The organism is Mycobacterium novum (assembly GCF_010726505.1).
GTDB lineage: Bacteria > Actinomycetota > Actinomycetes > Mycobacteriales > Mycobacteriaceae > Mycobacterium > Mycobacterium algericum.
Genome location: NZ_AP022562.1, coordinates 424,095 through 448,624 on the forward strand (window position 1 = coordinate 424,095; position 24,530 = coordinate 448,624).

16 protein-coding genes are annotated in these 24,530 nt (G+C 68.7%); 4 read left to right on the forward strand and 12 right to left on the reverse strand.

All coding sequences use genetic code 11. The features are described 5' to 3' along the window. Positions 1-33: 33 nt before the first annotated feature. Positions 34-609, reverse strand: coding sequence for a PepSY domain-containing protein (locus tag G6N19_RS01950; protein ID WP_049792870.1), 576 nt, complete (start codon positions 607-609; stop codon positions 34-36). 219 nt (positions 610-828) lie between these two features. On the opposite strand from G6N19_RS01950, the gene G6N19_RS01955 reads away from it, so the two are divergent. After that, positions 829-1,272 (forward strand): MmpS family transport accessory protein, encoded by a 444-nt coding sequence (locus G6N19_RS01955; RefSeq protein WP_013828429.1) that lies wholly within the window; start codon positions 829-831, stop codon positions 1,270-1,272. After that, positions 1,269-4,184, forward strand: a complete 2,916-nt coding sequence (locus tag G6N19_RS01960; RefSeq protein WP_013828428.1) for an MMPL/RND family transporter — start codon at positions 1,269-1,271, stop codon at positions 4,182-4,184. The genes G6N19_RS01955 and G6N19_RS01960 overlap by 4 nt, the downstream gene beginning before the upstream one ends. A 7-nt stretch (positions 4,185-4,191) precedes the next feature. Here G6N19_RS01960 and G6N19_RS01965 read toward each other — a convergent pair whose 3' ends face one another. Genes G6N19_RS01965 through nadD form a run of 5 tightly spaced genes read right to left on the reverse strand, consistent with a single transcriptional unit; the run spans position 4,192 to position 7,497 of the window. Next, positions 4,192-5,043, reverse strand: a complete 852-nt coding sequence (locus tag G6N19_RS01965) for a DegV family protein (protein ID WP_013828427.1) — start codon at positions 5,041-5,043, stop codon at positions 4,192-4,194. 7 nt (positions 5,044-5,050) lie between these two features. After that, positions 5,051-5,800: a diglucosylglycerate octanoyltransferase gene (gene octT, locus G6N19_RS01970; protein WP_013828426.1), complete on the reverse strand. Its 750-nt coding sequence runs from the start codon at positions 5,798-5,800 to the stop codon at positions 5,051-5,053. Continuing rightward, positions 5,790-6,470, reverse strand: a complete 681-nt coding sequence (gene gpgP / locus G6N19_RS01975) for a glucosyl-3-phosphoglycerate phosphatase (RefSeq protein ID WP_013828425.1) — start codon at positions 6,468-6,470, stop codon at positions 5,790-5,792. Before gpgP ends, octT begins: the two co-directional genes overlap by 11 nt. Then, complete coding sequence (rsfS, locus tag G6N19_RS01980; RefSeq protein WP_013828424.1) at positions 6,467-6,853, reverse strand: ribosome silencing factor; 387 nt, start codon at positions 6,851-6,853, stop codon at positions 6,467-6,469. Before rsfS ends, gpgP begins: the two co-directional genes overlap by 4 nt. Beyond that, positions 6,850-7,497 carry a nicotinate-nucleotide adenylyltransferase gene (gene nadD, locus G6N19_RS01985; RefSeq protein ID WP_013828423.1) on the reverse strand — a complete coding sequence of 216 codons (648 nt, stop codon included), beginning with the start codon at positions 7,495-7,497 and terminating at the stop codon, positions 6,850-6,852. The genes rsfS and nadD overlap by 4 nt, the downstream gene beginning before the upstream one ends. A gap of 187 nt (positions 7,498-7,684) precedes the next feature. Between nadD and G6N19_RS01990 the strand changes: the two genes are divergently transcribed. Next, a complete protein-coding gene (locus tag G6N19_RS01990; RefSeq protein ID WP_013828422.1) occupies positions 7,685-8,677 on the forward strand; it encodes a class I SAM-dependent methyltransferase in 993 nt (330 codons plus the stop codon). A gap of 196 nt (positions 8,678-8,873) precedes the next feature. Next, positions 8,874-11,525 carry a helix-turn-helix transcriptional regulator gene (locus G6N19_RS01995; protein ID WP_013828421.1) on the forward strand — a complete coding sequence of 884 codons (2,652 nt, stop codon included), beginning with the start codon at positions 8,874-8,876 and terminating at the stop codon, positions 11,523-11,525. A 102-nt stretch (positions 11,526-11,627) separates the two neighbouring features. On the opposite strand, the gene G6N19_RS21510 is transcribed toward G6N19_RS01995, so the two are convergent. The 6 genes from G6N19_RS21510 to G6N19_RS02025 all read right to left on the reverse strand — a co-directional run bounded on the left by G6N19_RS21510 (position 11,628) and on the right by G6N19_RS02025 (position 24,488). Beyond that, positions 11,628-16,898: a PGRS repeat-containing protein gene (locus tag G6N19_RS21510; RefSeq protein WP_013828420.1), complete on the reverse strand. Its 5,271-nt coding sequence runs from the start codon at positions 16,896-16,898 to the stop codon at positions 11,628-11,630. A 345-nt stretch (positions 16,899-17,243) separates the two neighbouring features. Continuing rightward, positions 17,244-18,683 carry a vWA domain-containing protein gene (locus G6N19_RS02005; protein ID WP_193465670.1) on the reverse strand — a complete coding sequence of 480 codons (1,440 nt, stop codon included), beginning with the start codon at positions 18,681-18,683 and terminating at the stop codon, positions 17,244-17,246. Between the two features lie 11 nt (positions 18,684-18,694). Then, positions 18,695-19,603 carry an AAA family ATPase gene (locus tag G6N19_RS02010; protein WP_013828418.1) on the reverse strand — a complete coding sequence of 303 codons (909 nt, stop codon included), beginning with the start codon at positions 19,601-19,603 and terminating at the stop codon, positions 18,695-18,697. A gap of 18 nt (positions 19,604-19,621) precedes the next feature. Then, complete coding sequence (locus G6N19_RS02015) at positions 19,622-20,875, reverse strand: glutamate-5-semialdehyde dehydrogenase (RefSeq protein WP_013828417.1); 1,254 nt, start codon at positions 20,873-20,875, stop codon at positions 19,622-19,624. A 59-nt stretch (positions 20,876-20,934) separates the two neighbouring features. After that, complete coding sequence (locus tag G6N19_RS02020) at positions 20,935-22,299, reverse strand: mechanosensitive ion channel domain-containing protein (RefSeq protein ID WP_013828416.1); 1,365 nt, start codon at positions 22,297-22,299, stop codon at positions 20,935-20,937. After that, on the reverse strand, positions 22,296-24,488 hold the full coding sequence (locus G6N19_RS02025) for an adenylate/guanylate cyclase domain-containing protein (protein ID WP_408632479.1): 2,193 nt from the start codon (positions 24,486-24,488) through the stop codon (positions 22,296-22,298). Before G6N19_RS02025 ends, G6N19_RS02020 begins: the two co-directional genes overlap by 4 nt. Positions 24,489-24,530: the final 42 nt, after the last annotated feature.

A 24,530-nucleotide genomic window follows, 5' to 3' on the forward strand; every position in this document is an offset into this window, starting at 1 on the left:
AAGGAGAGCCGAAGCTGGACCGCCGACTCAGACCTACCGGTCGGTGGTGATCGCCCCGGACGCCGCGTCGACGGTGACGTCGCGTTCGACCAGGTCGGTGTCCCAGACGTCGGCATCCCAGACGACGGTGCCGTTCATGTCGAGCAGACTGAGCTCGGTGATCGAGGCGTTGGGAACCGCGGTCAACACCCTGTTCACCGCCGCCCGATAGTCCAGGCGGGCGCCTTCGACGTTCGCGCGGCGCTTGGCCTTGTCGGCGTCGCTGTCCTCGGTCGCAGTCGGGCCGACCAGCACCGCCACCCCGTCGGATCCGATCTTGAGTTGCCGTTCGGCGCCGTCGGAGGTGACCACTCGGGCCTTCCAGGTTCCGGCGTCACTGGACTGGCTCTCGATGAAGATCAGCACGCTCTCGGGCACCTGCGAAACGGCGAGGTCACCGGCCCGAAGCAAGGTCCGCGGGTCCGGCGGCGCGTCCGGACCCGACCAGGACGCTTCCGGCGTGGTCGACTCCACCGCTTTCGAGCCTGACCTGCCGCTGCAACCAGCCAACGCCAGCGCTACCACGATGACCACTGCGCCGAATCGGACGCCATTCACCAGACCGTGCATCAGCGGCCATGCTACTGAAGCCTGGTCGTCGGTGCCGCGCTACCGGCCACTTACGAACCGGCGAGCCTCGAAAAAGGCTTGTTGCGATCGTTAGCCAATCGAAGGTTATGCTGCCCGGGGACGATTTTGCGGCAGCCTTCGACGCTTCCGGCCGAGCCGGGGAACAAACTGTCCGCTGCCCGCGTTCGACCGCACTATCGACCAGCGGAAGGCGGTGATATGAAGACGATCCCGATCGGCGGAATACTCAGACGGTATTGGATTCCCTTGGTCTTCATCGTGGTCATCTTCGTATCCAGTGTGATCGTCACTCGACTGCACAAGGTGTTCGCCTCTCAGGAGCTCAACCCCCACGCCGGCGCCGGCATCGAGATCGTGCAGTTCAACCCCAAGTACGTCGCATACGAGGCATTCGGGCCGCCGGGCACCAGAGCCGACATCAACTACTGGGACGCCGAGGCCAACGTCCACCAGATCAACGACGTGCCGCTGCCGTGGTCCTACACCGTCGTCACGGTGCTTCCCGCCGTGCAGGCCAACATGATCGTGCAGGGCAACTCCGGTGAGATCGGCTGCCGGATCAAGATCGATGACCGGCTGCTCGATGAGCGGCGTGCCACCGGTATCAACGCCCAGACCTTCTGCCTGGTGAAGTCCGGATGATCAAACGCATCCGCAACCAGCTCGATCAGCAGCAGGACCCGCACGTCAAGCGACCGTTCTTCGCGCACATGCTGCGCGTCTTCGCGGTGCCGATCATCATCGCCTGGATCGTGCTCACCGTCATCGTGAACGTTCTTGTGCCCCAGCTGGAAGTGATCTCCGAGGAGCACTCCGCACCGCTGGCGCCGATGGACGCGCCGTCGATGATCGCCAGTCAGCTGGTCGGTGAGAACTTCCAGGAGTACAAGTCCAACAGCACCGTGATGATGGTCGTCGTCGGCGAGGACGAGCTCGGCGACGATGCCCACCACTACTACGACGAGATCGTCAAGAAGCTGGTCGCCGACACCGACCACGTCGAGCACGCGCAAGACTTCTGGCGAGACCGGCTGACCGCGGCGGGCGTGCAGAGCTCCGACGCCAAAGCGGCCTACATCATGCTCAACCTGGTCGGCAACCAGGGCATGACCGAAGCCAACGATTCGGTGGTGGCGGTCCGCAAGGCCATCGACGACACACCGGCGCCACCCGGAGTGCAGGCCTACGTCGCCGGGCCGGCGGCGCTGACGGCCGACCTGCGGGAGATCGGCGACGCCAGCCTGGTGAAGATCACCCTGTTCACCATCGCCGCGATCGCGGTCATGCTGCTGATCGTCTTCCGCTCGTTCGGCGCGATGTTGACGCAGCTGTTCCTGACCCTGTTGGAATTGATCTGCGCTCGTGGTGTCGTCGCCTTCCTCGGCTTCAACAACGTCATGGGCCTGACGACGTTCGCGGTCAACATCATGGTGATGCTGGCCATCGCCGCCGGCACCGACTACGGCATCTTCTTGATCGGCCGCTACCGCGAGGCCCGGCTGGCCGGCGAGGAGCGGGTCGACGCCTACTACACCACCGTGCGCAGTGTCACCCCCGTCGTGCTCGGATCGGGGCTGACCATCGCCGGGGCGTCGGCGGTGCTGTACTTCACCCGGCTGCCCTACTTCCACACCATGGGCATTCCGGTATCGGTGGGCATGATCGTCGTGGTCGCCGCGGCGCTCACCCTGGGACCCGCCATGCTGGTCGTGGTCACCAGCTTCGGGCTGCTCGACCCCAAACCGGCCAAGCCGGGCGGGTTCTGGCGCCGTGCCGGGATCTCGGTGGTGCGCTGGCCCGCACCGATCATGGTGGCGAGCCTGGCCATCATCATGATCGGGCTCGTCGCCCTACCCGGCTTCAAACCCGGCTACGACGACCGGCAGTATCTGCCCAAGGACACACCGGTCAACGTCGCCTATGCCGCCGCCGAGAAGCACTTCTCGGCGGCCCGGATGGCGCCGGACATCACCATGGTGACCTCCGACCACGACATGCGTAACCCGGCCGACATGCTGGTCCTGGACCGGGTCGCCAAGAACATCATGCGGGTACACGGCATTGCGATGATCCAGGACATCACCCGCCCGCTGGGGATTCCGCTTCAGCACAGCTCGATTCCGTTTCAGCTGAGCGCCGCCAACCAGCTGATGATGCAGAACATGAAGACGCTCAAGGACCGGATCAAAGACATCGACACGATCTCCCAGCAGTTGGACAAGGACATCTCGCTACTCATCGAGATGTACGGCTACCTGCAGGAGGTGGACCGGACCTTCGACGACACCGCCGAAGTCACCCGGCGCACGGTGGAAGTCACCGATCGGATCCGCGATCACCTCGCCGACTTCGACGACCAGTTCCGGCCGCTGCGCAGCTACTTCTACTGGGAACCACACTGTTTCGACATCCCGATGTGCTGGGCACTGCGGAGCACATTCGACACCACCGACGGCGTCGACCAACTCTCCGAGGAGATGCACAACCTCTCCGCAGACATCACCAAGACGGCCCGACTGCTGCCGCAGGCGGTCGAGTTGCTGCCGGCCGTGGTGGACACCATGAAGATCATGCGCGGTCTGGTGTTGACCGTGCACTCGACGTTCTCGGCGTTCATCAACCAGATGGAGGATCTGAGCAACACCCAGATCATGATGGGCCAGAGTTTCGACGACTCGAAGAACGACGATTTCTTCTACCTTCCCGCAGAAGCCTTCGACAACAAGGACTTCCAGACCGGGCTGCGGTTGTTCATGTCGCCGGACGGAAAGTCGGCGCGCTTCTTCGTAACCCACCAGACCTATCCGGCCACCGCCGAGGGCATCAAGCGGGTCGAACCGGAACGGATCGCCGCGCAGGAGGCCCTCAAGCAGTCGTCGTTGTCGGACGCCAAGGTCTACGTCGGCGGGATGGCCGCCCTCTACGAGGACATGCAGAACGGCGCCAAGTATGACCTGTTGATCGCGGTGGTCGCGTCGCTGACGCTGATCTTCCTGATCATGATGATGATCACCCGTTCGCTGGTGGCCGCCGCGGTGATCCTGGGCACCGCGTCCAGTTCGATCGCCGCGTCCTTCGGTATCTCGGTGCTGATCTGGCAACACATCTTCGGTCAACATATCTACTGGGTGACCTTGGTGCTGGCGGTGATCGTGCTGCTGGCGGTCGGGTCGGACTACAACCTGCTGCTGGTCTCCCGGTTCGAAGAGGAGATCCATGCCGGGCTCAAGACCGGCTATATCCGGGCGATGGCCGGCAGCGGTGGCGTGGTGACGTCGGCGGGCATGGTGTTCGCGGCGACCATGGGCATCATGTTCTTCTCCGATCTCAAGGCGATCGGCATGTACGGCACCACCGTGGCGATCGGGTTGCTGCTCGACACCTTCGTGGTCCGCGCATTCTTCATGCCGTCGATCGCGACGCTGTTGGGCAAGTGGTTCTGGTGGCCGCAGGTGGTCCGGCCGTGGGGTCCCAATAAGAACATCCGCGGCATCGCGGCGCACCGTCCGCATTCCGAGCCCACCGCCGACACCGACAGGTTTGCCACGCAGTAGAACGTGGTCAGACCTGGCCGGGGCCCGCGGTGGGATCGACGTCGACACAGACCGCCACCGCGCCCGCCCCGACGTGAAGCGCCAACGTCGAACCCAGGCCGGTGATGAGGGCCGGTGCGCAGGCCGGTAACCGCTCGGCCAACGCGTCGGCCACCTCACGAGCCCCTTCCGGATTGGCGACGTGATGCACGGCCAGTGCGGCCGGCCGATCGCCTACCACCTCACAGACGCGGTCGATCATCGAGGCGACGGCCTTGCCGACAGTGCGGATGCGCTGTGCCAACACGAGTTTTCCGTCATCGACGGCGAGCAGCGGCTTGAGCGACAACGCGGTGCCCAGCCAGGCCGCCGCGCTGCCGATCCGGCCGCTGCGGCGCAGGTTGTCCAGCCGGTGCACGACCAGATAGGCGTGGCTGCGCAGCACAGCCGCATCCGCCGCGGCCACCACGGCGTCGATGTCGGCGCCGCCGGCGGCAGCGCGCGCGGCGGCCAGCGCCGCGAACCCGGTGCCCATCGCCGCAGACCGCGAGTCGACGACCCTGACCCCGGAGAACTGGGTGGCGACGTGTTCGGCGGCGCCGAACGTGCCGGACAACGCCGCCGAGATGTGGACCGCCACCACGCCGTCGCCACCGCTGTCGGCCAGCGCGGCCCGGTAGGCGTCGGTGAGTTCCTCCGGATTGGTTCCGGCCGTGCTGACGCCGTCGCGGGCATAGATGTCCTCGGGCACCTCATCGATGCCGTCGCGCAGATCGGCGCCGTCGAGCAGAATGTGCAGCGGAACCACCCGGATACCCCATCGGTCGCGCAGCTCCACGGGCAGGCACGCCGACGAATCGGTGATGACGGTGACGGTCATGGACAGGTCATGCCGACGATCCGGGCACGCCCGCCTCAGCCAGCGCTTTGAGCATCAGTTCGGCGACGGCCCGGTGCGCTTCGAAGTTCCAGTGGATGCCATCCGGGTTGGCCCGCCCGCTCATGACCTCGTCGGCCACCGCCGCCTTCAGATCGACCAGCGTGATGTCCTGGCGCTGCGCCCACTGCGTGATCGCGTGCACCGTCGGCTCCCGCCCCTGGTGGGCCCGACCATAGGTGTCGGCGATGTGAACTGACGGCAGGCAGGCCACAATCGGGATTCCTGGCCGGTTGAAGTCGATTGCGCCCCTGGTCATCTCGAGATAGTCGGCGGTAAGCTGCGGCGGCAGTGCCGCTCGCGCCCGCGGCGAGAACCTCGGCTGCAGCCAGCCGTATCCATCGCGGACCCAGCGCCGCAGCCGGGGCGGGCGCACATACCGGATCAACTCGCGCAGCGCAGTCGGCCACACCGAGGGCAGCGAGTCCATCCCGCTGGTGGCGATGATGACGGCCCCGGCACGAGGCAGGGCGGCCCAGGCGCGCGGGTCCTGGGTGGCCGCCCACCACACGTCCCGGCTGGTCCAGCCGATCCGTCCGATCAGCTCGACGTCCCAGCCGAGTTGCGCGCCGACGATGTTCGGCCATATCCGCGGGTCGTCGGCCGGCAGCCCGCCGGTGGGTCCGTAGTACGACAGCGAGTCGGCAAAGATCAGCAACGCGGGGCGCTTCTCGGCCGGCGGCAGCGGTTCAGAGGACATCGCCGGCCACCTGCGCTGAAGCGTTCCAGACATCGAGACGCCAACGCACGTCAGCGAAGTCGTCAGCTCCGCCGGAATCGTCGGAATACCCGCTGAGCTGGGTCCAACTGGCGTTGGCCATCCCGCCCAGCGCCGGCCAGTTCTCGACCGGAAGACGCAGCAGCGCAGCGGTCAGCGCAGCGATCAGGCCGCCGTGGGCGACGAGCACCGCCGGCCGGTCCGCCTCGTCGGCGCTCCCCCAGGCCGGCTCACCGGCCACCAACTCGGCGACCAGCGGTTCGCTGCGCGCGGCCACGTCCACCCTGCTCTCCCCGCCGTGCGGAGCCCACCGGGCATCATCGCGCCACGCCAACCGCGCACCCGGTGCCGCGGCGTCGACCTCTTCGTGGGTCAGCCCCTGCCAGTCACCCAGGTGCGTTTCGCGCAACCGCGTGTCGACCCGGACCGGCAGCCCGTTGTGCTCGGCCAGCACCGTGGCGGTGTCGTAGGCGCGCCACAGATCCGACGACACGATCAGCAACGGGTGGCGCTTGCGCAACACCTCGGCCGCCGCTTCCGCCTGCGCGCGACCGAGGTCGCTCAGGACGGTGTCCAGCTGGCCTTGCATGCGGCTGCCGGCGTTGAACTCGGTCTGGCCGTGCCGTAACAGGATCAGCCGCCGGACCCTCACGACGCGTCCTCCGGGGCCGGGGCAGGACCCAGGTCGACCGGCACCACGGGGCAGTCCTTCCACAGCCGGTCGAGCGCATAGAAGTCGCGCTCGTCCTGATGTTGGATGTGCACGACGATGTCGACGTAGTCCAGCAGCGTCCAGCGGCCCTCGCGGGTGCCCTCGCGGCGCGCCGGCTTGTAGCCGGCCAGCCGCATCTTCTCCTCCACCTCGTCGACGATCGCGTTGACCTGCCGTTCGTTGGACGCCGAGGCGATGACGAAGCAGTCGGTGATGACCAGCTGGTCCGAGACGTCGATGACGACGACATCGGTGGCCAGCTTGGCGGCGGCGGCCACCGCGGCCACCCTCGCCATGTCGATCGCCTCTGAGCCGGCCGTCATGCGTTGTTCCCGGCGGCCAGGCTGGTGGATCGGCCCACCGCCTTGTTGGCGTCCGAGCCGTCGCCGCCACGGTAGAGCCGGCGTTTGGACACATACTGCACAACGCCGTCGGGCATCAGGTACCACAGCGGCCGACGCTGCTCGGCGCGCTCGCGACAGTCCGTCGACGAGATCGCCAACGCCGGAATCTCCACCAGTGTCAACGCATGCTCCTCCAGTTCGCCCAGCACACCGGTGATGTGGTCATGCCGCAGCTCGTATCCGGGCCGGCTGACCCCCACGAACCGCGCCAGGTCGAACAGCTCCTCCCAGCCCTGCCAGGACAGAATCGACGCCAACGCGTCGGCACCGGTGATGAAGTACAGCTCGGAATCGGGGTTCAGCGCATGCAGGTCTTGCAATGTGTCGCGCGTGTAGGTGGGACCGGCCCGGTCGATGTCCACCCGGCTCACCGAGAAGCGCGGATTGGACGCTGTGGCGATCACCGTCATCAGGTACCGGTCCTCGGCCGCCGAGACGTGCCGATCCTTCTGCCAGGGCTGGCCGCTGGGCACGAAGACGACCTCGTCCAGCGCGAATTTGTGGGCTACCTCGCTGGCCGCGACCAGGTGGCCGTAATGGATGGGATCGAACGTCCCGCCCATCACCCCCAGCCTGCGTAGCCCGACATGCATGGTTGGCCAGCTTACTGGACCAGCAGAAACGGCATCACCGGACGGCCGCCGGCCGGTTAGCGCCGTTGGCGCGGCAAAGCGTCCCCGGATCGTGTAGAAGAAGGCGGTGGAAGATTTCTCTCCGAGATCAGATGTGGCGCGATCGGCGAAGGACGCCATGCGGCGGCGTTTCTACACCCGGGCCCAGATCAACGGCGACATCCGGCTGCCGGCGGTGCCGAGCTTGCTCGACGAGTACGTGTCGATGTGCGACGCGGTATTCGCGGGACTGGGCAAACCCTTCAATGAGCAAGAACTTGCGCATCTTAGGAGCGTGATACAGGGCCAACTGGCCGCCGCCTATGCGGCATCGGTGCGTTCACACATTGTCATCTCCTACAACGCTCCGGTCGGCCCATCGCTGAACTACACGGTCCGTGCGCAATGGTCCTCGGTCGCAGCGGCATACGAGAGTTGGCTGTCGACGCGGGAACCGCCGTTGTTCGGCACGGAACCGGACGCCCGGATCTGGCAGATCTCCGGCGAAGTCGACGATCCATCCGCTCATCGGATACTCGAAATCGGCGCGGGCACCGGCCGTAACGCGCTGGCGCTGGCACGTCGCGGGCATCCTGTCGACGTCGTGGAGATGACCCCGAAGTTCGCCGAGATCCTCAGGCAGGAGGCGGAACGCGAATCGTTGGACGTGCGAGTCATCGTCCGCGACGTGTTCGCCGACGCGGACGACCTGCGCGACGATTACGACCTGATCGTGCTCTCGGAGGTGTTGACCGATTTCCGGTCGACGCAACAGCTACGCAGTCTTTTCGAGCTCGCCGCTCAGCGCCTTGTTCCCGGTGGACGGCTGGTTTTCAACAGCTTCCTGGCATGCGACGGGTACCAGCCCGACGAGGCCGCTCGCGAATTTTGTCAGCAGGTGTACTCGGGCCTGTTCACCCGTGATGAGATGTCGATCGCCACGGCCGGCTTACCGCTCGCACTGCTGTCTGATGAGTCGGTCCACGATTACGAGAAAGCACATCTGCCCGACGGCGCCTGGCCACCCACCAGCTGGTACATCGACTGGGTGAGCGGGCTCGACGCGTTCAGGACCTCGCGCGAGGACAGCCCGATCGAGTTGCGCTGGCTGGTGTTCGAGCGGACACGCTGACCGGCGGAGCGGGTAGCCGCCACCGCTCGGTGATCACTCGCCCTGGCAAAGCATTCCCGGGGCGCATTCGCAGCTGCCTCCCAAACGTTTTTACGCATTCGTCAACGTTTGTATTTCAAGCCGGAAACGTATGTTCCCCCCGGTACCGCAGCGTAACTTTGGCGGCACGCAGTTGTCCCGGGGGAGGTCGGAACTTTTGCGCACAACGGCTGAGACTTCGTCCGCGTGGCCGATCGTCGGTCGCGACGACGAACTGCGCGCAGCGCTGGCGACGCTCGGGCCGGATTCTGAGTACCAGGGCATCGCGTTGGTCGGGGACAGCGGCGTCGGCAAATCGACGCTCGCCCGCGCCCTCGGTGCCCGCCTCACCGCGGCCGGGCGCGCGGTCCGGTTCGTGCTGGGCACCCAGACCGGGTTTGACGTACCGCTCGGGGCATTCTCCCGGTCGGTGACGGTCGATGCGACCTGCGAACCGGCTGCGATGTTGGCGATAGCGCACCAGAACCTCGCGGCCGCAGAGCGCCCGGTGATCGTCGTCGACGACGCCCAACTGCTGGACCCATTGTCTGCCACCCTGATCTATCAGCTTGCCGCCGAGGGTACCGCGCAACTGATCGTGGTGATCCGTTCCGGCGAAACGCTCCTCGACGCGGTGACCGCGCTGCTCAAAGAACAGCTGCTGTTGAACATGCGCATCAACCCGTTCACCCGCGAACAGACCGGTGAGCTCGCACGCCGTGTGCTCGGTGGTGTCGTCAGCGCACAAGTGGTCAACCGGTTACACGACCGAAGTGGGGGAAGCCCGCTGTATCTGCGCGGACTGCTGCGGGCCGGCCGCGACGACGGCGTGCTGGTGTTGGACGAGTACGGCTGGCAGCTCAAGGGGCCACTGCACGCCGACCAGGAACTCTCTGTCCTGCTGGGGTTTCGGCTCCAAGCACTCACTCCGGACGAGCTGGAGGCACTCGAGATTCTCGCGGTCGCCGAGTTGCTGGACTGGGAAGTCTTCCGCGAACTCTGTTCTTCCGAAGCTGTTTCCGGACTGGAACGTCATCGCTTGATTCACCTGACCTCCGACGGCGGGGGAACTCTGGTCCAGGTGACCCACCCGATTTTCGGCGAGGCGGTGCTCGAACGTATCGGTGTGGTGCGCTCGCGCCGACTCAATGGGTTGCTGTTCAACGCCTTTGACAAGTACCTGCGGAGAGGCGGCCGGCGGCTGCGGTTGCCCGACGTTCGCGGCAGAATCCGGATGGCCCAGTTCATGATCTGCAGCGACCTGGAGCCCGACTTCGAGTTGATCATCGGCGCAGCGGTGCGGGCGGCGGCGATGTCCAACCTCGCCCACGCAGAAGAGCTGGCCCGCTTTGCATTTGACCGCGACGGTGGCTTACCGGCGGCACTCGTGCTCGGAGACACACTGTTGTGGCAAGGCCGAGGAGACGAAGCCGAATCGGTACTGACCGATGTCGACCTCGACGGTGCCGACAGCGTCTCGATCGTTGACTGGGGTTGCGTTCGCGCATCGAATCTATTCTGGAACTGCGGTGAGATCGATTCAGCACAGCAGGTTCTGGCCGAGGCCAAGGGCCGCGCCCACTCGGAAGTCAGCACCGCGCTGGTTCACGCTCTCGAGACGGCTTTCGCGTTCTTCACCGGCGACCTGGCAACGGCACTCCGGGCCGGACCGTCGTTCTGCGAAGCAGATGTATCGCCGACGGCGACGGCCTTGGCCGCCCTGCCGACCGCACACGCACTCGCCAAAACAGGGCGCTTCGGCGAAGTGACCGGAATCGCTCAGATCGGATTGCACGCCGCTGCGCGCAGTCGCTCCGGGATGATTCGATTCGGTCTCGGTGTCGCCGAGGTCACCGCACTCGTCGACGCCGGTGATTACTCCGCCGCTGAACGAGCCGCGGAACGCTATGCCACCATGGCTGCCGGGGTGCCGGAACCCGATGCGATGGTCGGTGTGCTGGTCGGCCTGGTACACCTGGCACGCGGCCAATTGCCATTGGCAGCTTCGCTGTTTCAGGACTCGACGCCGGTATTGACAAACGCCGCTCCATCGCTGTGGCCGATGCTGGCGAACGCTTGGTCCGCTCAAGCCGAAGCGGCGCGGGGCAACGCCGTGTCGGCGTCCATCGCACTGCGACATTGCGAAGAGGCCTACGGGCCGCAAATCGCTGCGTTCCTACCGGAAGTGGAGCTTGCCCGAGCCTGGGAGCGGGTAGCGCACGGTCAGACCTCCGATGCCCGGTCCCTCGCGCTGCGAGCGGCACAGATCGCCCGCCGATCCGGGATGGCCGCTGTCGAGATGCGCGCGCTGCACACCGCGGTCCGATTCGGCGACCGATCGCACGCCGATCGGCTGGCAGATCTCGCGGAGACGCTGGACGCCCCGTTGCCGAATGCGATCGCCGCGCATGCTCGTGGCTTGGCCGACCGCAACGCCGATCTGTTGAGCGCCACGTCGGACCGGTTCGCGATCATGGGTGCCTTCGCATCCGCCGCCGATGCGGCGGCGCAGGCATCGAGCGAGTACGGCCGCGCCGGTCAACGCGGCAAGCAGTTGGAACTGTCAACACGGACCCAATGGTTGGCCGGGCAGGGCGAGATCCGCACACCCGCCGTCGCGGCGGTGACTCAGCCACTGCCAATCACCGACCGTGAACGCGAGATCGCGATGCTCGTTGCAGCGGGCCTGGCCAACCGTCAGATCGCCGATCGGCTTTCCGTTTCGGTGCGGACCGTGGACGGTCATCTCTACCGGATGTTCGCCAAACTGGGTATCACGCGGCGCGATGAGCTGATCCGGCTGCTCGACGGGGTCCAATCGCGGGCTTGAGCCCAACACCTGGCGCTGACCATGGTCCATTCATGACCCGACCGCGGTCGCCGGATGTTCTCCGACGACCGCGGTCGTGCCGTGGCCGGTCTCAGCCGACCATCATGCGGGCGGTGCCGGCGTGCCGTCAGCGCCGGCGTTACCGTTGCCGCCGGGGGTGGTGCCGGCACTGCCGCTAGAGCCGTTTCCACCGCCGTCGGTCCCCGCACCTCCGGTTCCGCCGCCACCGACTGCACCGCCGGCCGCGCCGTCGCCCCCGTGGCCGCCGACACCGCCGAGTGCGGCATTGGTGGCGTCGCCACCGTCGCCCCCGTCTCCGCCGTCGCCACCGTCTTGGCCATTGCCACCGTTGCCGCCGGCACCGCCGCCGGTGCCGTTGACGCCCGCACCGCCGGTGCCACCGTCACCGCCACTGCCGCCAGACCCGCCGGTGGCACCGGCGCCGCCATCACCGCCGTTTCCGGTTCCGGCGGCGTTGCCGCCGGCACCGCCGGTGCCACCGTTGCCCCCGGGGCCTCCGGTGCCGTACCCGGCGATTCCGCCGGCGCCACCCTCACCACCGTCGCCGGCGAAGCCGGTCCCGGCCGCGGCCGCACCACCGGTGCCGCCGTCGCCGCCGGCGCCGCCACCACCGTTCCCGCCGGCGTTACCGCCATACCCACCGTCGCCGGTCGCGGCGACGGTGGTGCCGGTGGAGTCGCCGCCCGCACCGCCAGCTCCGCCGACGACGCCGACACCGCCCTTGCCGCCGCCCCCGCCGGCGCCTGCCGCTTGGTGGTTGCCGGGGGTCCCGGCGTTGCCCTCACCACCGGTGCCGCCGTTACCGGCGTCGCCGCCAGTTGCCCCGACGCCACCATTACCACCGGTCCCGCCGTCGCCGTTGAGCGAGTTACCGCCAGCGCCGCCAGCGCCGCCCTGGCCAAAGTTGTACGGCGGGAAGGGCTGGAAGTTGTTCTGGTTGCCGTCACCACCGTCGCCGCCCGCGCCGGCGGCGTGGGTGGCAGAGGCGTTGCCGCCGTTGCCGCCCTGGCCTCCGGTGCTGTTGGTTCCGGCGTCGCCGCCGTCACCGCCGGTCCCACCGGTGCCGGATCCGGCGGCGTTACCACCGGCCCCGCCCTCCCGGCCGACGCCGCCCCAGCCGCCTTCACCGCCCTGACCGCCGGCGGTGCCGTCGTCGGTGCCAGTGGCATTGCCGCCGTTGCCGCCGGTGCCTCCGGTGGCGGTGGTGTTGCCACCGTTGCCGCCGGACCCGCCGGCCCCGCCGTTTCCGGCGGCGCCGAGTGCGTCGCCACCGGCACCGCCCCTACCGCCCCAGCCGCCTAAGCCGCCCCAACCACCGTCACCTGCGGTCCCGGGTGCGTTCGCGGCGCTGCCGCCGTTGCCGGCGATCTCTCCGCCGTCGCCGCCATTGCCGCCGTTACCGCCGGCGCCGCCGTCACCACCGACCGAGTCACCGCCACGGCCGCCCTGGGCGCCGCCCAGGTGGTTCGTCCCGCCGGCATCGCCGCCGTCGCCACCGTTGCCGGTGCCGGTGGCGTTGCCGCCGTTGGCGCCGCTACCGCTCTGGCCGGCATTGCCGCCGTCGCCGCCGGTGCCACCGGCGCCGGTGCCCCAGGCCTTGCCGCCGTCGCCGCCTTGGCCACTGCCGGCACCCAACTGGGCGTCACCGCCGCTGCCACCCCTGCCACCGTTGCCACCGTTGCCGCTGGCGTTGGTGGCGTTCGAGCCGGCCCCGCCGTCGCCGCCGTCACCGCCGTCACCGGAGCGGCCGCCGGCACCGCCGTCGCCGGACCCGAGTGCGTCACCACCGCGGCCACCGCCGCCGGCGGTACCGCCGTCACCGCCGTTGCCGCCGGTTTGGCCGGCACTACCACCGTTGCCGACGATTGATACGCCGGCCGATCCGTTGCCGCCATCACCGCCGTCACCACCGCGACCACCGGCACCGCCGTTACCGGAGCCGGCTCCTTGACCGCCGCCGCCGCCAGCGCCGCCGGCCCCGCCCATCAGCCCGCCGTTGCCGCCGTTGCCGGCCAGGGCCGCCAGGCCGTTGCCGCCGTCGCCACCGTTACCGCCGATACCACCGGCACCACCTGTGCCGTCAGTGCTGACGTTGCCGCCGGTGCCACCGTTGGCGCCAGTACCCGCGGTGCCACCAGCACCGGCGTTGCCGCCGCTGCCGCCGTTACCGCCAGCACCACCGTCGCCGATGACTGCGTTTCCACCGATGCCACCTTGAGCACCATTGCCGCCGTTTCCGGCCGGGCCATTTCCGCCGCTGCCGCCGTTACCGCCCTTGCCGCCGTCACCGTGGCCAAGGGCGTTACCGCCCGCCCCGCCCAGGTTGCCGCTACCACCGTGACCGCCGGTCGGGCCGCCGTCACCACCGTTCCCGGCGTTGCCGCCGTCGCCGCCATTACCGCTGGCTCCGGCGACGTTGAAGATGGAACCACCTGCGCCGCCCTTGCCGCCATCGGCTCCGTTGCCGCCACCGCTGGTCGTGCTGCCGCCGTTGCCGCCGTTGCCACCGTCACCGGCGTCACCGACCTTTGCCCAGCCGCCCGCGCCACCGTTACCACCGTTGGTCGGGAAGGGTCCGTCACCGCCTTCACCACCGTCACCGCCGTTGCCGCCGTTGCCGGATTCCGTGCTGTCACCGCCGTTGCCGCCGAACGAACCGGAGTACACGCCGTTGCCGTCGCCACCGTCGCCGCCGTCACCGCCGTTACCGACCTTGGCGTCCCCGCCGTCGCCGCCGTAGTAGCCGGTGCCGCCGTCGCCGCCGTCGCCGCCGTTGCCCGTGACGAAGCTGTCGCCACCGGCGCCACCGTGGGCGTTGACCGCGCCGCTGCCGTCACTGCCGTTGCCGCCATCACCGCCGTCGCCGGTCTGGGCGTCGCCGCCGTCGCCACCGTAGTTGCCGGCGCCCAGCGCGGCACCGGCCAGACCCGCACCGGCTGCACCAGCGTTGCCGCCGTCCCCGCCGTTACCGACCTGGTTCAGACCCGGGCCGCCGTAGCCATTGCCACCGTTACCACCGTGGCCCGCGCCGCCGCCCTGGGCGCCGGCGCCATGACCGGATCCACCGTTGCCGCCCTGACCTCCGTCGGCCCCGGCGGCCTGCGTGCTGCCGGCCTGGCCGGTCACGCCGCCCACTCCGCCTGCCGCGCCACCGTTTCCGGCGATCGCCGAGTTGGCCCCGCCGTTACCGCCGTTACCGCCGTTGCTGCCGTTCGCGGTGCCGGTGGTGGCATTCCAACCGTTACCACCGTTACCGCCGGCGCCGGCCACACCGGCGTCGCCACCGTTGCCGCCGTTGCCGGCCAACCCGATCGCGCCCTGTCCGCCGGCCGCACCGGCCGCACCGCCGGCGCCGCCACTACCGCCGTTGCCACCGACCGCGCCGTTGCCGCCGTTGGTGCCGTTGATGCCGGGACCGGTGCCGTCATGGCCCGGACCACCGACGCCGCCATTGCCGCCGTCGCCGCCGTCGCCGCCGACACCACCGGCGCCGCTGACACCCGAGATGGTGCCGGCCGCGCCACCGGTGCCGCCCGTGCCGCCGGTCGCGCCGTTGCCGCCGGCGATCCCATTGCCGTCGCCGGCGGTGACGCCGTTGACACCGTCGGCGCCGTCGCCGCCGGTACCGCCGACGCCGCCGTCGCCGTAGGTGCCGCCGGTACCACCGACACCGCCCTTGCCGCCGACGCCGTTGGAGGCGGCCACATTCCAATCGCCCTTGGCGCCGGTACCGCCGTTACCACCGTGAGCCGTTCCCGCCGCGGGAACAGTGCCTCCGGCACCGGTGTTGCCGGCGTTGCCGCCGGAACCGGTACCGGCCGCGCCGCCGGCACCGCCGTTACCGGCGACCCCGATGGCGGATCCGGCGTTGCCACCGGCACCGCCGACGCCGTTGGAAGCGGCCACATTCCAGTCGCCCGTTGCGCCGTTACCGCCGTTACCAGCGGCCCCCGCGTTACCGCCGGCGCCACCGTCACCGCCGTCACCGGCCGTGCCTGCGTTGCCGTGCGCAGCCGTGCCGGCATTACCGCCGTGGCCGCCGGCGCCGCCGTCGTAGCCCTGGCCGCCGGCGCCACCGTCTTGTCCGGCCCCTAGACCGTTGCCGTAGTCGGTGGCCCAGTTGCCGTTGGCTCCGGTGCCGCCCTGAGCTCCGGCAGCACCGGCACCGCCGACGCCACCGTCACCGCCGTTGCCGCCGTTGCCGGACTGCGAGCCGCCAGCACCACCGTTACCACCGGCGCCACCGTTGCTGCCGACGCTGGCCACCCCGGCCGCGCCGTCGCCGCCGGAGCCGCCGTTGCCGCCGTTGCCGGTCGCACCGCCGTCACCGCCATTACCGCCGGCACCACCGGCAACACCCGCAGTGGTCGAGTTGAGGCCGTCCTGTCCATCACCGCCGTTACCACCGCCGGTTCCGCCCGCGCCGGCCGCGCCACTTGTGCCACCGCTACCAGCACCGGCCGCGCCACCGGCGCCGCCCTTACCGACGTCACCGCCGTTACCACCGTTGCCGCCGCCGAGGTGGGCAGCATTGGCGAGCGCACCGTCGCCGCCGTTACCGGCCGCGGCGCCGGAGCCGCCGTCGCCACCGTTGCCGGCATGCCCGCCGAGGAGGAAGTTCAGCCAACCCGAGGCGGCGCCACCGTTGCCGCCGGCACCACCGTTGCCGCCGTCGCTGCCGTCCTGGCCGGCGCCGTCGACGCCGCCGGCACCGGCGACGCCCCACACGCCGTTGTCGCCGTCGGTACCGGCTAGGCCGTCACCGCCGCGACCGCCGTCACCGCCGCTGCCGAAGATCGAGCCACCCGCGCCGCCGTCACCACCGTCCGCGCCCGCACCACCGGCACCGCCGGCACCGCCGTCGCCCCAGAAGTTGGCGTCGCCGCCGTTGCCGCCGGCTTCGCCGGCCACCGTGCTGTTCCAGCCATCACCGCCGTTGCCGAACAGCCAGCCGCCGTCCTGGCCGTCCGGGTCGGCGGCCGTACCCGCCACACCGTTGCAGATGAATCCGCAGCTGTCCGCGGACGCCCATGCCGCGCCCAGCGGGTTGATCAGGTTGTTGTCGACCCAGTCGCCGAACTGCGTGCCGATCCAGTTGGTGGCGACCCAGCTGTTGACGTCGCTCATGAACGAGTTGAATGCAGCATCCAGCCCGAACGGGTCGGCAGTTGCGGTTCCCACAGCGGTGGCGTCGAAGGCCGCGGCGTCGAACAACGACGACCAGGCCGCCGGGTCGACGAAAGAACCCCAGTCGATGTCGTCGTACGGCAACGCCCAGGTCGAGGGGTCGAACAGGTCGGCCAGCCCGAAATCATCAGCCTGAGCCTGCGGTGCACACGTCAATGGCGTCATCCCGAACGCCAGAAACGCACTTACCGCTGCGCCGGCACCGGCCGCTCGGCTCGCGCGACGCGCCGTGCCCTTTCGCGCAGAGTTCCGCCTCGCACTGCGGTTCCTGTCAGACATCACACAACCTCCCCGTGAAACAACCAGATGCTTAAAGCTCGCTAAGACGCCTTAGGTTATTTCGATGGTCGGCGGGGTTCATAGAGTAATGAACTACTCTAGTTTTTCGCAGAAAGGTCACTTGCTTGCTCGTTTAGGGTGCGCGGGGACCGGCGGGTTGAGGTGAGCGTGCACAGTTGCGCGGCCCGCCCGGCGTGGTGCCGGACAGACACGCACGTTCGCGATTTGGGGTCAGACCGGTAGGAGTTGGTCGATCACCGTGGCCAACTGCTTGGCGGAGCGACATTCATGCATGGGGATGACATCCTCATACCGAGGCACGGCGGAATCGCCACTGCCCCAAAGGTGCCGGGGCTCGGGGTTGAGCCAGTGCGCGTGACGGCTCGCCGTCACCAGGTGCGACAGCACGCCCACCCCGGGGTCGCGGTAGTTGGTGCGGCCGTCGCCCAAGACCAGCAGCGAACTGCGCGGTGACACCACACTCGGATACTTCTCGGCGAACGAGACGAAGGCATTGCCGTAATCGGAGTGGCCGTCACGGGTGTACACGCCCGACTCGCGGGTGATCCGCTGAATGGCCACCGCCAGGTCGGCCTCGGGCCCGAACAGGTGGGTGACCTCGTCGGTGGTGTCAATGAAAGCAAAGACGCGAACTCTTGAGAACTGTTGGCGCAGTGCATGTACCAACAGCAGGGTGAAGTGACTGAACCCGGCCACCGATCCGGACACGTCGCACAACACCACTAGTTCCGGCCGGGCCGGACGCGGCTTGCGCAACACCACGTCGATCGGCACACCCCCGGTGGACATCGAGCGGCGCAGCGTCTTACGCAGGTCGATGGTGCCGGCGCGGGAGCGTCGCCGTCGCGCCGCCAGCCGGGTGGCCAGGGTGCGGGCCAACGGGGCCACCACGCGGCGCATCTGGCGCAGCTGCTCACCGGAGGCGCGTAGGAACTCGACGTTCTCGCTCAGCTGCGGAATGCCGTACATCTGCACATGCTCGCGACCCAACTGTTCCGCGGTACGCCGCTTGGTTTCGGCGTCGACGAGCTTGCGCAGCTGCGCGATCCGCTGGGCTGCAACGGACTTGGCGATCTGCTCCTGAGTGGGACTGGGCTCGTCCCCGTAGGGGGCGAGCAGGCCCGCCAGCAGCCGACCCTCCAATTCGTCGAGCTCGAGCGCCTTGAGCGCCTGGTAGGCCGAGTACGACGGACCCCGGCTGGAGCGGTATTGCCCGTAGGCGCCGACGATCGCGGCGATCATCGCCGACAACCGTGCGTCGGTCTCGGCCAAGTCGGGATTGGCGGTCAGCAGATCGACCAACATCGCGCGCATCTGTTCGGCGTCTTCCGGCAGCGGAATGTCGTCGGCGGACTGCGGTTCATCCGAAACGACCACGGTCCGCCCACCCAACGCGGCGGGAAACCACAGGTCGAACATGGCGTCGTAGGTGTCGCGGTGATCGGGCCGGCGCAGCACCGCGCACGCCAGGCCCTCACGCAACACCTCGCGATCAGCGAGCCCGAGCGCGGCCAACACCCGCCCGGCGTCGACGGTCTCCGACGGCCCCACCGAGATCCCCTGGTCGCGCAGCGCTTCGACGAACCCCACCAGGTGACCCGGGATACCGTGCGGGGCCAGCGGCTGCGGCGGGCGGATGCGGCGAACCATCTACTGCACCATCAGTTCAGTCGCAGTTCCCCCGATGCGCGCACCTGGTCGGACTGGTGCTTGAGCACCACCCCGAGGGTGGCCGCAACGGTGGCGTCGTCGATGGTGTCCATGCCCAGCGCCAACAGCGTCCGTCCCCAGTCGATGGTCTCGGCCACCGAGGGCAGCTTCTTGAGCTGCATGCCGCGCAGCACGCCGATGATGCGCACGAGTTCGGCTGCAAGGTGTTCGGGCAGCTCGGGTACGCGCGACAGCAGGATGCGCCGCTCCAGGTCCGGGTCGGGGAAGTCGATGTGCAGGAACAGGCAGCGCCGCTTGAGCGCTTCGGACAGTTCCCGGGTGGCATTGGAGGTCAACACCGTGAACGGTGTCCGGGTCGCGGTGATGGTGCCCAGTTCCGGCACGGTGACCGCAAAGTCGCTGAGCACCTCCAGCAGCAGGCCCTCGATCTCGATGTCGGCCTTGTCCGTCTCGTCGACCAGCAGCACGGTGGGATCGCTGCGCCGGATCGCGGTCAGCAGCGGGCGCGAGAGCAGGAACTCCTCGGAGAACACGTCCATCTTGGTGGCGTCCCAGTCGCCGCCCTGATCGGCAGTGTTGCCGGACTGAATACGCAGTATCTGCTTGGCGTGATTCCACTCGTAGAGCGCCCGGGCCTCGTCGACACCCTCGTAGCACTGCAGCCGCACCAGCTCGGCGCCGGTGGCGGCAGCCACCGCGCGGGCCAGTTCGGTCTTGCCGACACCGGCCGGCCCCTCCACCAACAGCGGTTTGCCCAGCCGGTCGGCCAGGAAGACCGCGGTGGTGGTGGCGGTGTCGGCCAGGTAGCCGGTCTCGGCCAGCCGCCGGGCCACGTCGTCGATGTCGGTGAACAACGAGGCGTGCCGGGCCGGGGTGGCGGGAATGCCGGGCTTTTCCATGCGAGGGTATGGCTCCTTTTAGACGGGACGGGTGTGACCGTCGCCCCACACAATCCATTTGGTCGATGTCAGCTCTGGCAACCCCATCGGGCCGCGGGCGTGCAGCTTCTGGGTGGAGATTCCGATCTCGGCGCCGAAACCGAACTGCTCGCCGTCGGTGAACGCCGTGGAGGCGTTGACCATGACCGCCGCGGCGTCGACCTGCTCGCTGAAGCGCTGGGCGGCGGCCATGTTGCTGGTGACGATGGCCTCGGTGTGCCCGGTGCCGTATTCGTTGATGTGGTCGATGGCGTCCTCGAGCCCGTCGACCACCGAGAGGGCGATGTCCATAGCCAGGTATTCACGGCGCAGGTCGTCCTCGGCCGCGGCGGCGCCGGCGTCCCCGTGCACCGCAACCCCGGCGGCCGTCAACGCGTCGACCAGTCGCGGCACCGCGGAGCCGGCGATGGCCCGGTCGATCAACAGCGTCTCGGCGGCGTTGCAGACGCTGGGTCGCCGCGTCTTGGAGTTCAACAGCACCTCTTCGGCGATGTCGAGGTCGGCCGCCTCATGGACGTAGACGTGACAGTTGCCGACGCCCGTCTCGATGGTCGGCACCAGCGCATCGCGCACCACGGCCTCGATCAGCCCGGCCCCGCCGCGCGGAATCACCACGTCGACCAGTCCGCGGGCCTGGATCAGGTGGGTAACGGTGGCGCGGTCGGCCGCAGAGAGCAACTGGACGGCGTCGGCGGGGAGGTCCTCGTCGGTCAGGGCCTTGCGCAGCACCTCGACCAGGGCCCGGTTGGAATGCGCCGCTGACGAGCTGCCGCGCAACAGCGCGGCGTTGCCTGACTTCAGCGTCAGGCCGAACGCGTCCACGGTGACGTTGGGCCGGCCCTCATAGACCATGCCCACCACGCCGAGCGGAACCCGCTGCTGACGCAACTGCAGCCCATTGGGCAGGGTGTAGCCGCGCAGCACCTCGCCGACCGGGTCGGGCAGCCCCGCGACCTGGCGCAGGCCCGCGGCGATCCCTTCGACGCGCTGCGGGTTCAGCGCCAGCCGGTCGAGCATGGCCTCCGGAGTGCCGGCGGCCCTGGCCGCGGCCAGGTCCTCCACATTGGCGGCCAGGACGTCGTCGGCATGGGCCAACAGCGCATCAGCCGCGGCGTTCAACGCACTGTTCTTGGCCACCGTGGACAGCGACGTCAGCGCACGGGAGGCGATCCGAGCCCGGCGGGCGGCGTCGTGGACCTCTTGGCGCAGGTCGGGAAGTACGGGGACGCTCATCGTCCCAGCGTATCGACGAACGGTGATTGGGGCGAAACGGCCCCATTCTGGCGGCGGCGCTAGGCCGGCACCGCGCGACGCTGGTCGATGATCCGGCCCAACTCCTGCAGCAACAGCGGCTTGGCCATCACCAGCTCCTCGATGTGTTCGCGGTCGATCACCACCGCGGTCACTTCCTCCACCGCTCGGGCGTCGAACTGGCTGGCCTGCCGGGTCAGCGTGGTGACCCCGAGGAAGGCGCCGTGGCGCAGTGTGGCGCCCGGCACCGCCGGATCCTCGGTGGTGAGCCGGACACTGCCCTCGGTCAGGAAGATCATCGCGGTCGGCACGTGGCCGGCCTGCTCCAGGACTTCATCCGCGCCGTAGCGGACCACCGCGGCGTAGGGCGCCACGGCCTGCTGGTCGGCGTCGGTCAGCCGCAGCGCAGGCGCCACCACCGTGCGCAGCGCCTCGGCCACCCGCTCGGGTGTCGAGAACACGTCGTCGGAGTCGTCGAGGTGCAGCCCCTCGCGGCGGGCGGCATACCAGAGCCACCGCAGGAAGGTGGCCTGCGCAGGACCGTCGTCATCCGGGGAGTCGAGGGCGACCGTGGTCCGGTACTCGCCGCCGCCGAGCGCCACCGAACCGGGCGCCTCGCCGGTGGTACGCAGCGGCAGTGCGGTGGCGACCCGCGACAGCAACGCGCACACCCGGTCCGGCGGGTCGGAGACCGCGAACGTCGTCGTGATCGACACCCGATGCGCACCACCGGACCGGCTGACGTTGGTGAACGACGTGCTCGCCAGCACCGAGTTCGGGGTGACCTGCAGGCCGCCGGCGGTGCTGATGTGCACCGCCCGCCAGTTCACCTCGACGACGCGGCCGCGCGCGGTCGGGGTGGACAGCCAGTCGCCGATCCGGAACGGTTGCTCGAACAACATGAACAGCCCCGAAACAATCTGACCGACCGAATTCTGCAGCATCAGGCCGATGACCACCGAGGTCACGCCCAGCGCGGTGAACAGACCGCCGATCTTGGCGCCCCAGACGTAGGACAGGATCAGCGCCAGACCGACACCGATCAGCAGGAAGCGGGCGACATCGACGAAGATGGTCGGGAACCGGCCGCGCCACGAGCCTTTCGGGGCACTCTGGAAAAAGGTGACGTTCAGCCCGGACAACAGCAACACCAGCAGCACAAAGCCGAACAGGGTGTAGATGACCCGCACCGTCGGGTCCTGCGCGGGTACTGCGGCCACCTGCCCGAGCAACACCAGCAACGCACCCAGCGGCAGCAGGTAATTCCGCACCAACGCCACCGGCCGGGCCAGGTAGCTGCCCCTGCGGGTCAACGCCACATGCCATTCGGTCAGCAGGATCAGACCGGCGGGAAACCCCGCGGCCACGCCGACCGCCCAGTAGAACCACGGCCCGAGGATGTTCACGTCGGCTCCGACAAGCGCCAGGCCTGCTCTTCGGTGTCACCGATGGCCACGGTGCCGGCCGGGGTGAACTCCCCGCCGCCGCCAAGCATGTCGCGCACCGCCCCGGTGACGTAGATACCGGATTGCGGTGTACCCCTGCGTAACTGATAGGCGAGGTTGACGGCCGACCCCCACAGGTCGTAGGTGACCCCGGATCTGCCCACCAGACCGCTGACGACTTCGCCGGTGTTGACACCGGCCCACAGGCTCAGCCGGTGACCGGATTTGACGTTGAACCGGTCGACGATGCGCTGCATCTCGCTCGCGAACTCGACGATGCGGTGCACGCCGTCCAGCCGCGGGGTGGTCAAACCGCAGCCGGCGAGGTAGCCGTTGTACATGGTTCGAATTCGTTCGACTCCAACGACTTCGGCCGCCGCATCGAATTGCCGGACCAGCTCGTCGACGACCGTCACCAATTCGTTCGCGGCGACCTCGCCGGAGAGCTGGTCGATCCCCTGCAGTTCGGCGTAGACGACGCTGACGTTGTGGTGCTCTTCGGCGATGGCCTGCTCACCGCCGCGGTAACGCCGCACCACCGACTCCGGCATCAGCGACAACAGCAGCTCGTCGTTCTGCTTGCGCTGCTCGTTGAGCAGTTCCTCCTTCGTCCGCAGGCTGCGGCCCATGTCGTTGAAGGCCCTGGTGAGATCGCCGATCTCGTCAGCCGTTCCGCTGGGTACCGCAGCGGTGTAGTCGCCGGCACTGATCCGCTGGGCGGCGGCCTGCAGCCGTCGGATCGGCCGCAGGAAAAGCCGCGCCAGCAGCATCGCCAGCACGCAGATGGCGACGATAACCCCGGTGGTGGCCAGCACCACCCGCTTGCTGAACGAGGTGACCCCGGCGTATGCGTCGGAGTAGTCCCTGGTCGCCAGGATCGACCACTGTAGATCCGAGTTGGGGATGGTCAGTGGCGCGTACGCGGCAAGTTCGCGGTTGCCGAGGTAGTCGTATCCGGTGTTGAGCGTGCCGGTCTGGCCGCGTTGCGCGGCACGCAGACCCGGGGAGCTCACCGGTTGAACCAGGGTGGTGGTCCCCAGCTTCAGGGCCCTGTCCACCGTGGCAACCGGAGTGCCCGCCGCCACCGCTTCGCTGCGGTACCGCTCCGGGTCCTCCAGAAACAGCCGCGAATCGGAGCGCATCAGGTCGTCGGGTCCGGCCAGATAGGTCTCGGTGGTGCGCCCGACCTGGGCGGCCTTCCAGTCGCGGTTGGCGGTCATGATCCGGTTGACCTTCGCGCTGGGCAGCGGCAGGGCCAGCACCCCCTCGACCGTGCCCTTGACACCGACCGGCGATACCAGCCAGGCGGTCGGCGTGTCGAGGTTGGGTTGATAGGGCTGGTAATCGGTGATCCAGACGAAGTTGACCGCGTTGGAGGCCAGCGCTTTACGGTAGGCGTCACGCAGCACGGACTCGCGGTAGGGGCCGGTCAGCACGTTGGTGCCCAGGTCCACTCCCTTGTTCGCGGAGTAGACCACATTGCCCCTGGTGTCCAGCAGCAGCGCATCCAGGTACTCGTTGCGCTTGACGATCTCCGCGAAAAAGCTGTTGAATTCGGCGTTTGCCGCTGACCAGGCGCTGCCGTCGCCGGCGTCTTCGGGCTTATCGGATTCCCCGGTATAGCCGGCGGTGTAGTGCGCCTGCAGGTAACGCTGCGCGGTCGACGCCGGCAGCAGCGCGGCGATGTCTGCCCGCTCCCCGGTCCGCTCGGCCAGCTGCTCGATGAAGTTGTCGCGATAGTGGCCCACGATCGCGCGTTGCTGCTCGGGAGTGACTGTGGCGCGCGCAAGTTCGTCGAAACCTGCGGTGAACGCGTGGAGCGCGTTGGAGGCCATCGCTCCCCCGCTGAAGATGATCAGCGAACTCGTCATCTCCGCGAACAGGCTCGAGACCGCTCGGCGCTGCGCCTCACGGGCCTGCACCAGCTTGCTCGTCGCCGAACGTTGCAGTTCGGCTGCGCCGTACTGGAACTCGACGAAGCCCACCACACCAACCGACACAATGCTGGTCAGCAGCAGGATGAGCATCAGTTTGGTCTGGATGCTGAGCCGAGACGGCAGCCACCGGCGCCGTCGCTCAACGTTCGCGGTGTCGTCCGCGGCTGCCGACGGTGCCGAGTCCACCCGGCCGCTCCCTTCCCCGGTTACCAGACGGTTCCCCACCCTAAGGGATGCGCGACATTACGAGGTCAC

Bases quoted from the DNA above. Each gene is read 5' to 3' on its own strand.
- octT (WP_013828426.1), bottom strand. From the start codon at position 5,800: ATGTCCTCTGAACCGCTGCCGCCGGCCGAGAAGCGCCCCGCGTTGCTG.
- G6N19_RS21510 (WP_013828420.1), bottom strand. From the start codon at position 16,898: ATGACGCCATTGACGTGTGCACCGCAGGCTCAGGCTGATGATTTCGGG.
- G6N19_RS02015 (WP_013828417.1), bottom strand. From the start codon at position 20,875: ATGAGCGTCCCCGTACTTCCCGACCTGCGCCAAGAGGTCCACGACGCC.
- G6N19_RS01955 (WP_013828429.1), top strand. From the start codon at position 829: ATGAAGACGATCCCGATCGGCGGAATACTCAGACGGTATTGGATTCCC.
- G6N19_RS01990 (WP_013828422.1), top strand. From the start codon at position 7,685: ATGCGGCGGCGTTTCTACACCCGGGCCCAGATCAACGGCGACATCCGG.
- G6N19_RS02005 (WP_193465670.1), bottom strand. From the start codon at position 18,683: ATGGTTCGCCGCATCCGCCCGCCGCAGCCGCTGGCCCCGCACGGTATC.
- nadD (WP_013828423.1), bottom strand. From the start codon at position 7,497: ATGGGCGGGACGTTCGATCCCATCCATTACGGCCACCTGGTCGCGGCC.
- rsfS (WP_013828424.1), bottom strand. From the start codon at position 6,853: ATGACGGCCGGCTCAGAGGCGATCGACATGGCGAGGGTGGCCGCGGTG.
- G6N19_RS01965 (WP_013828427.1), bottom strand. From the start codon at position 5,043: ATGACCGTCACCGTCATCACCGATTCGTCGGCGTGCCTGCCCGTGGAG.
- G6N19_RS01960 (WP_013828428.1), top strand. From the start codon at position 1,269: ATGATCAAACGCATCCGCAACCAGCTCGATCAGCAGCAGGACCCGCAC.
- G6N19_RS01950 (WP_049792870.1), bottom strand. From the start codon at position 609: ATGCACGGTCTGGTGAATGGCGTCCGATTCGGCGCAGTGGTCATCGTG.
- G6N19_RS02010 (WP_013828418.1), bottom strand. From the start codon at position 19,603: ATGGAAAAGCCCGGCATTCCCGCCACCCCGGCCCGGCACGCCTCGTTG.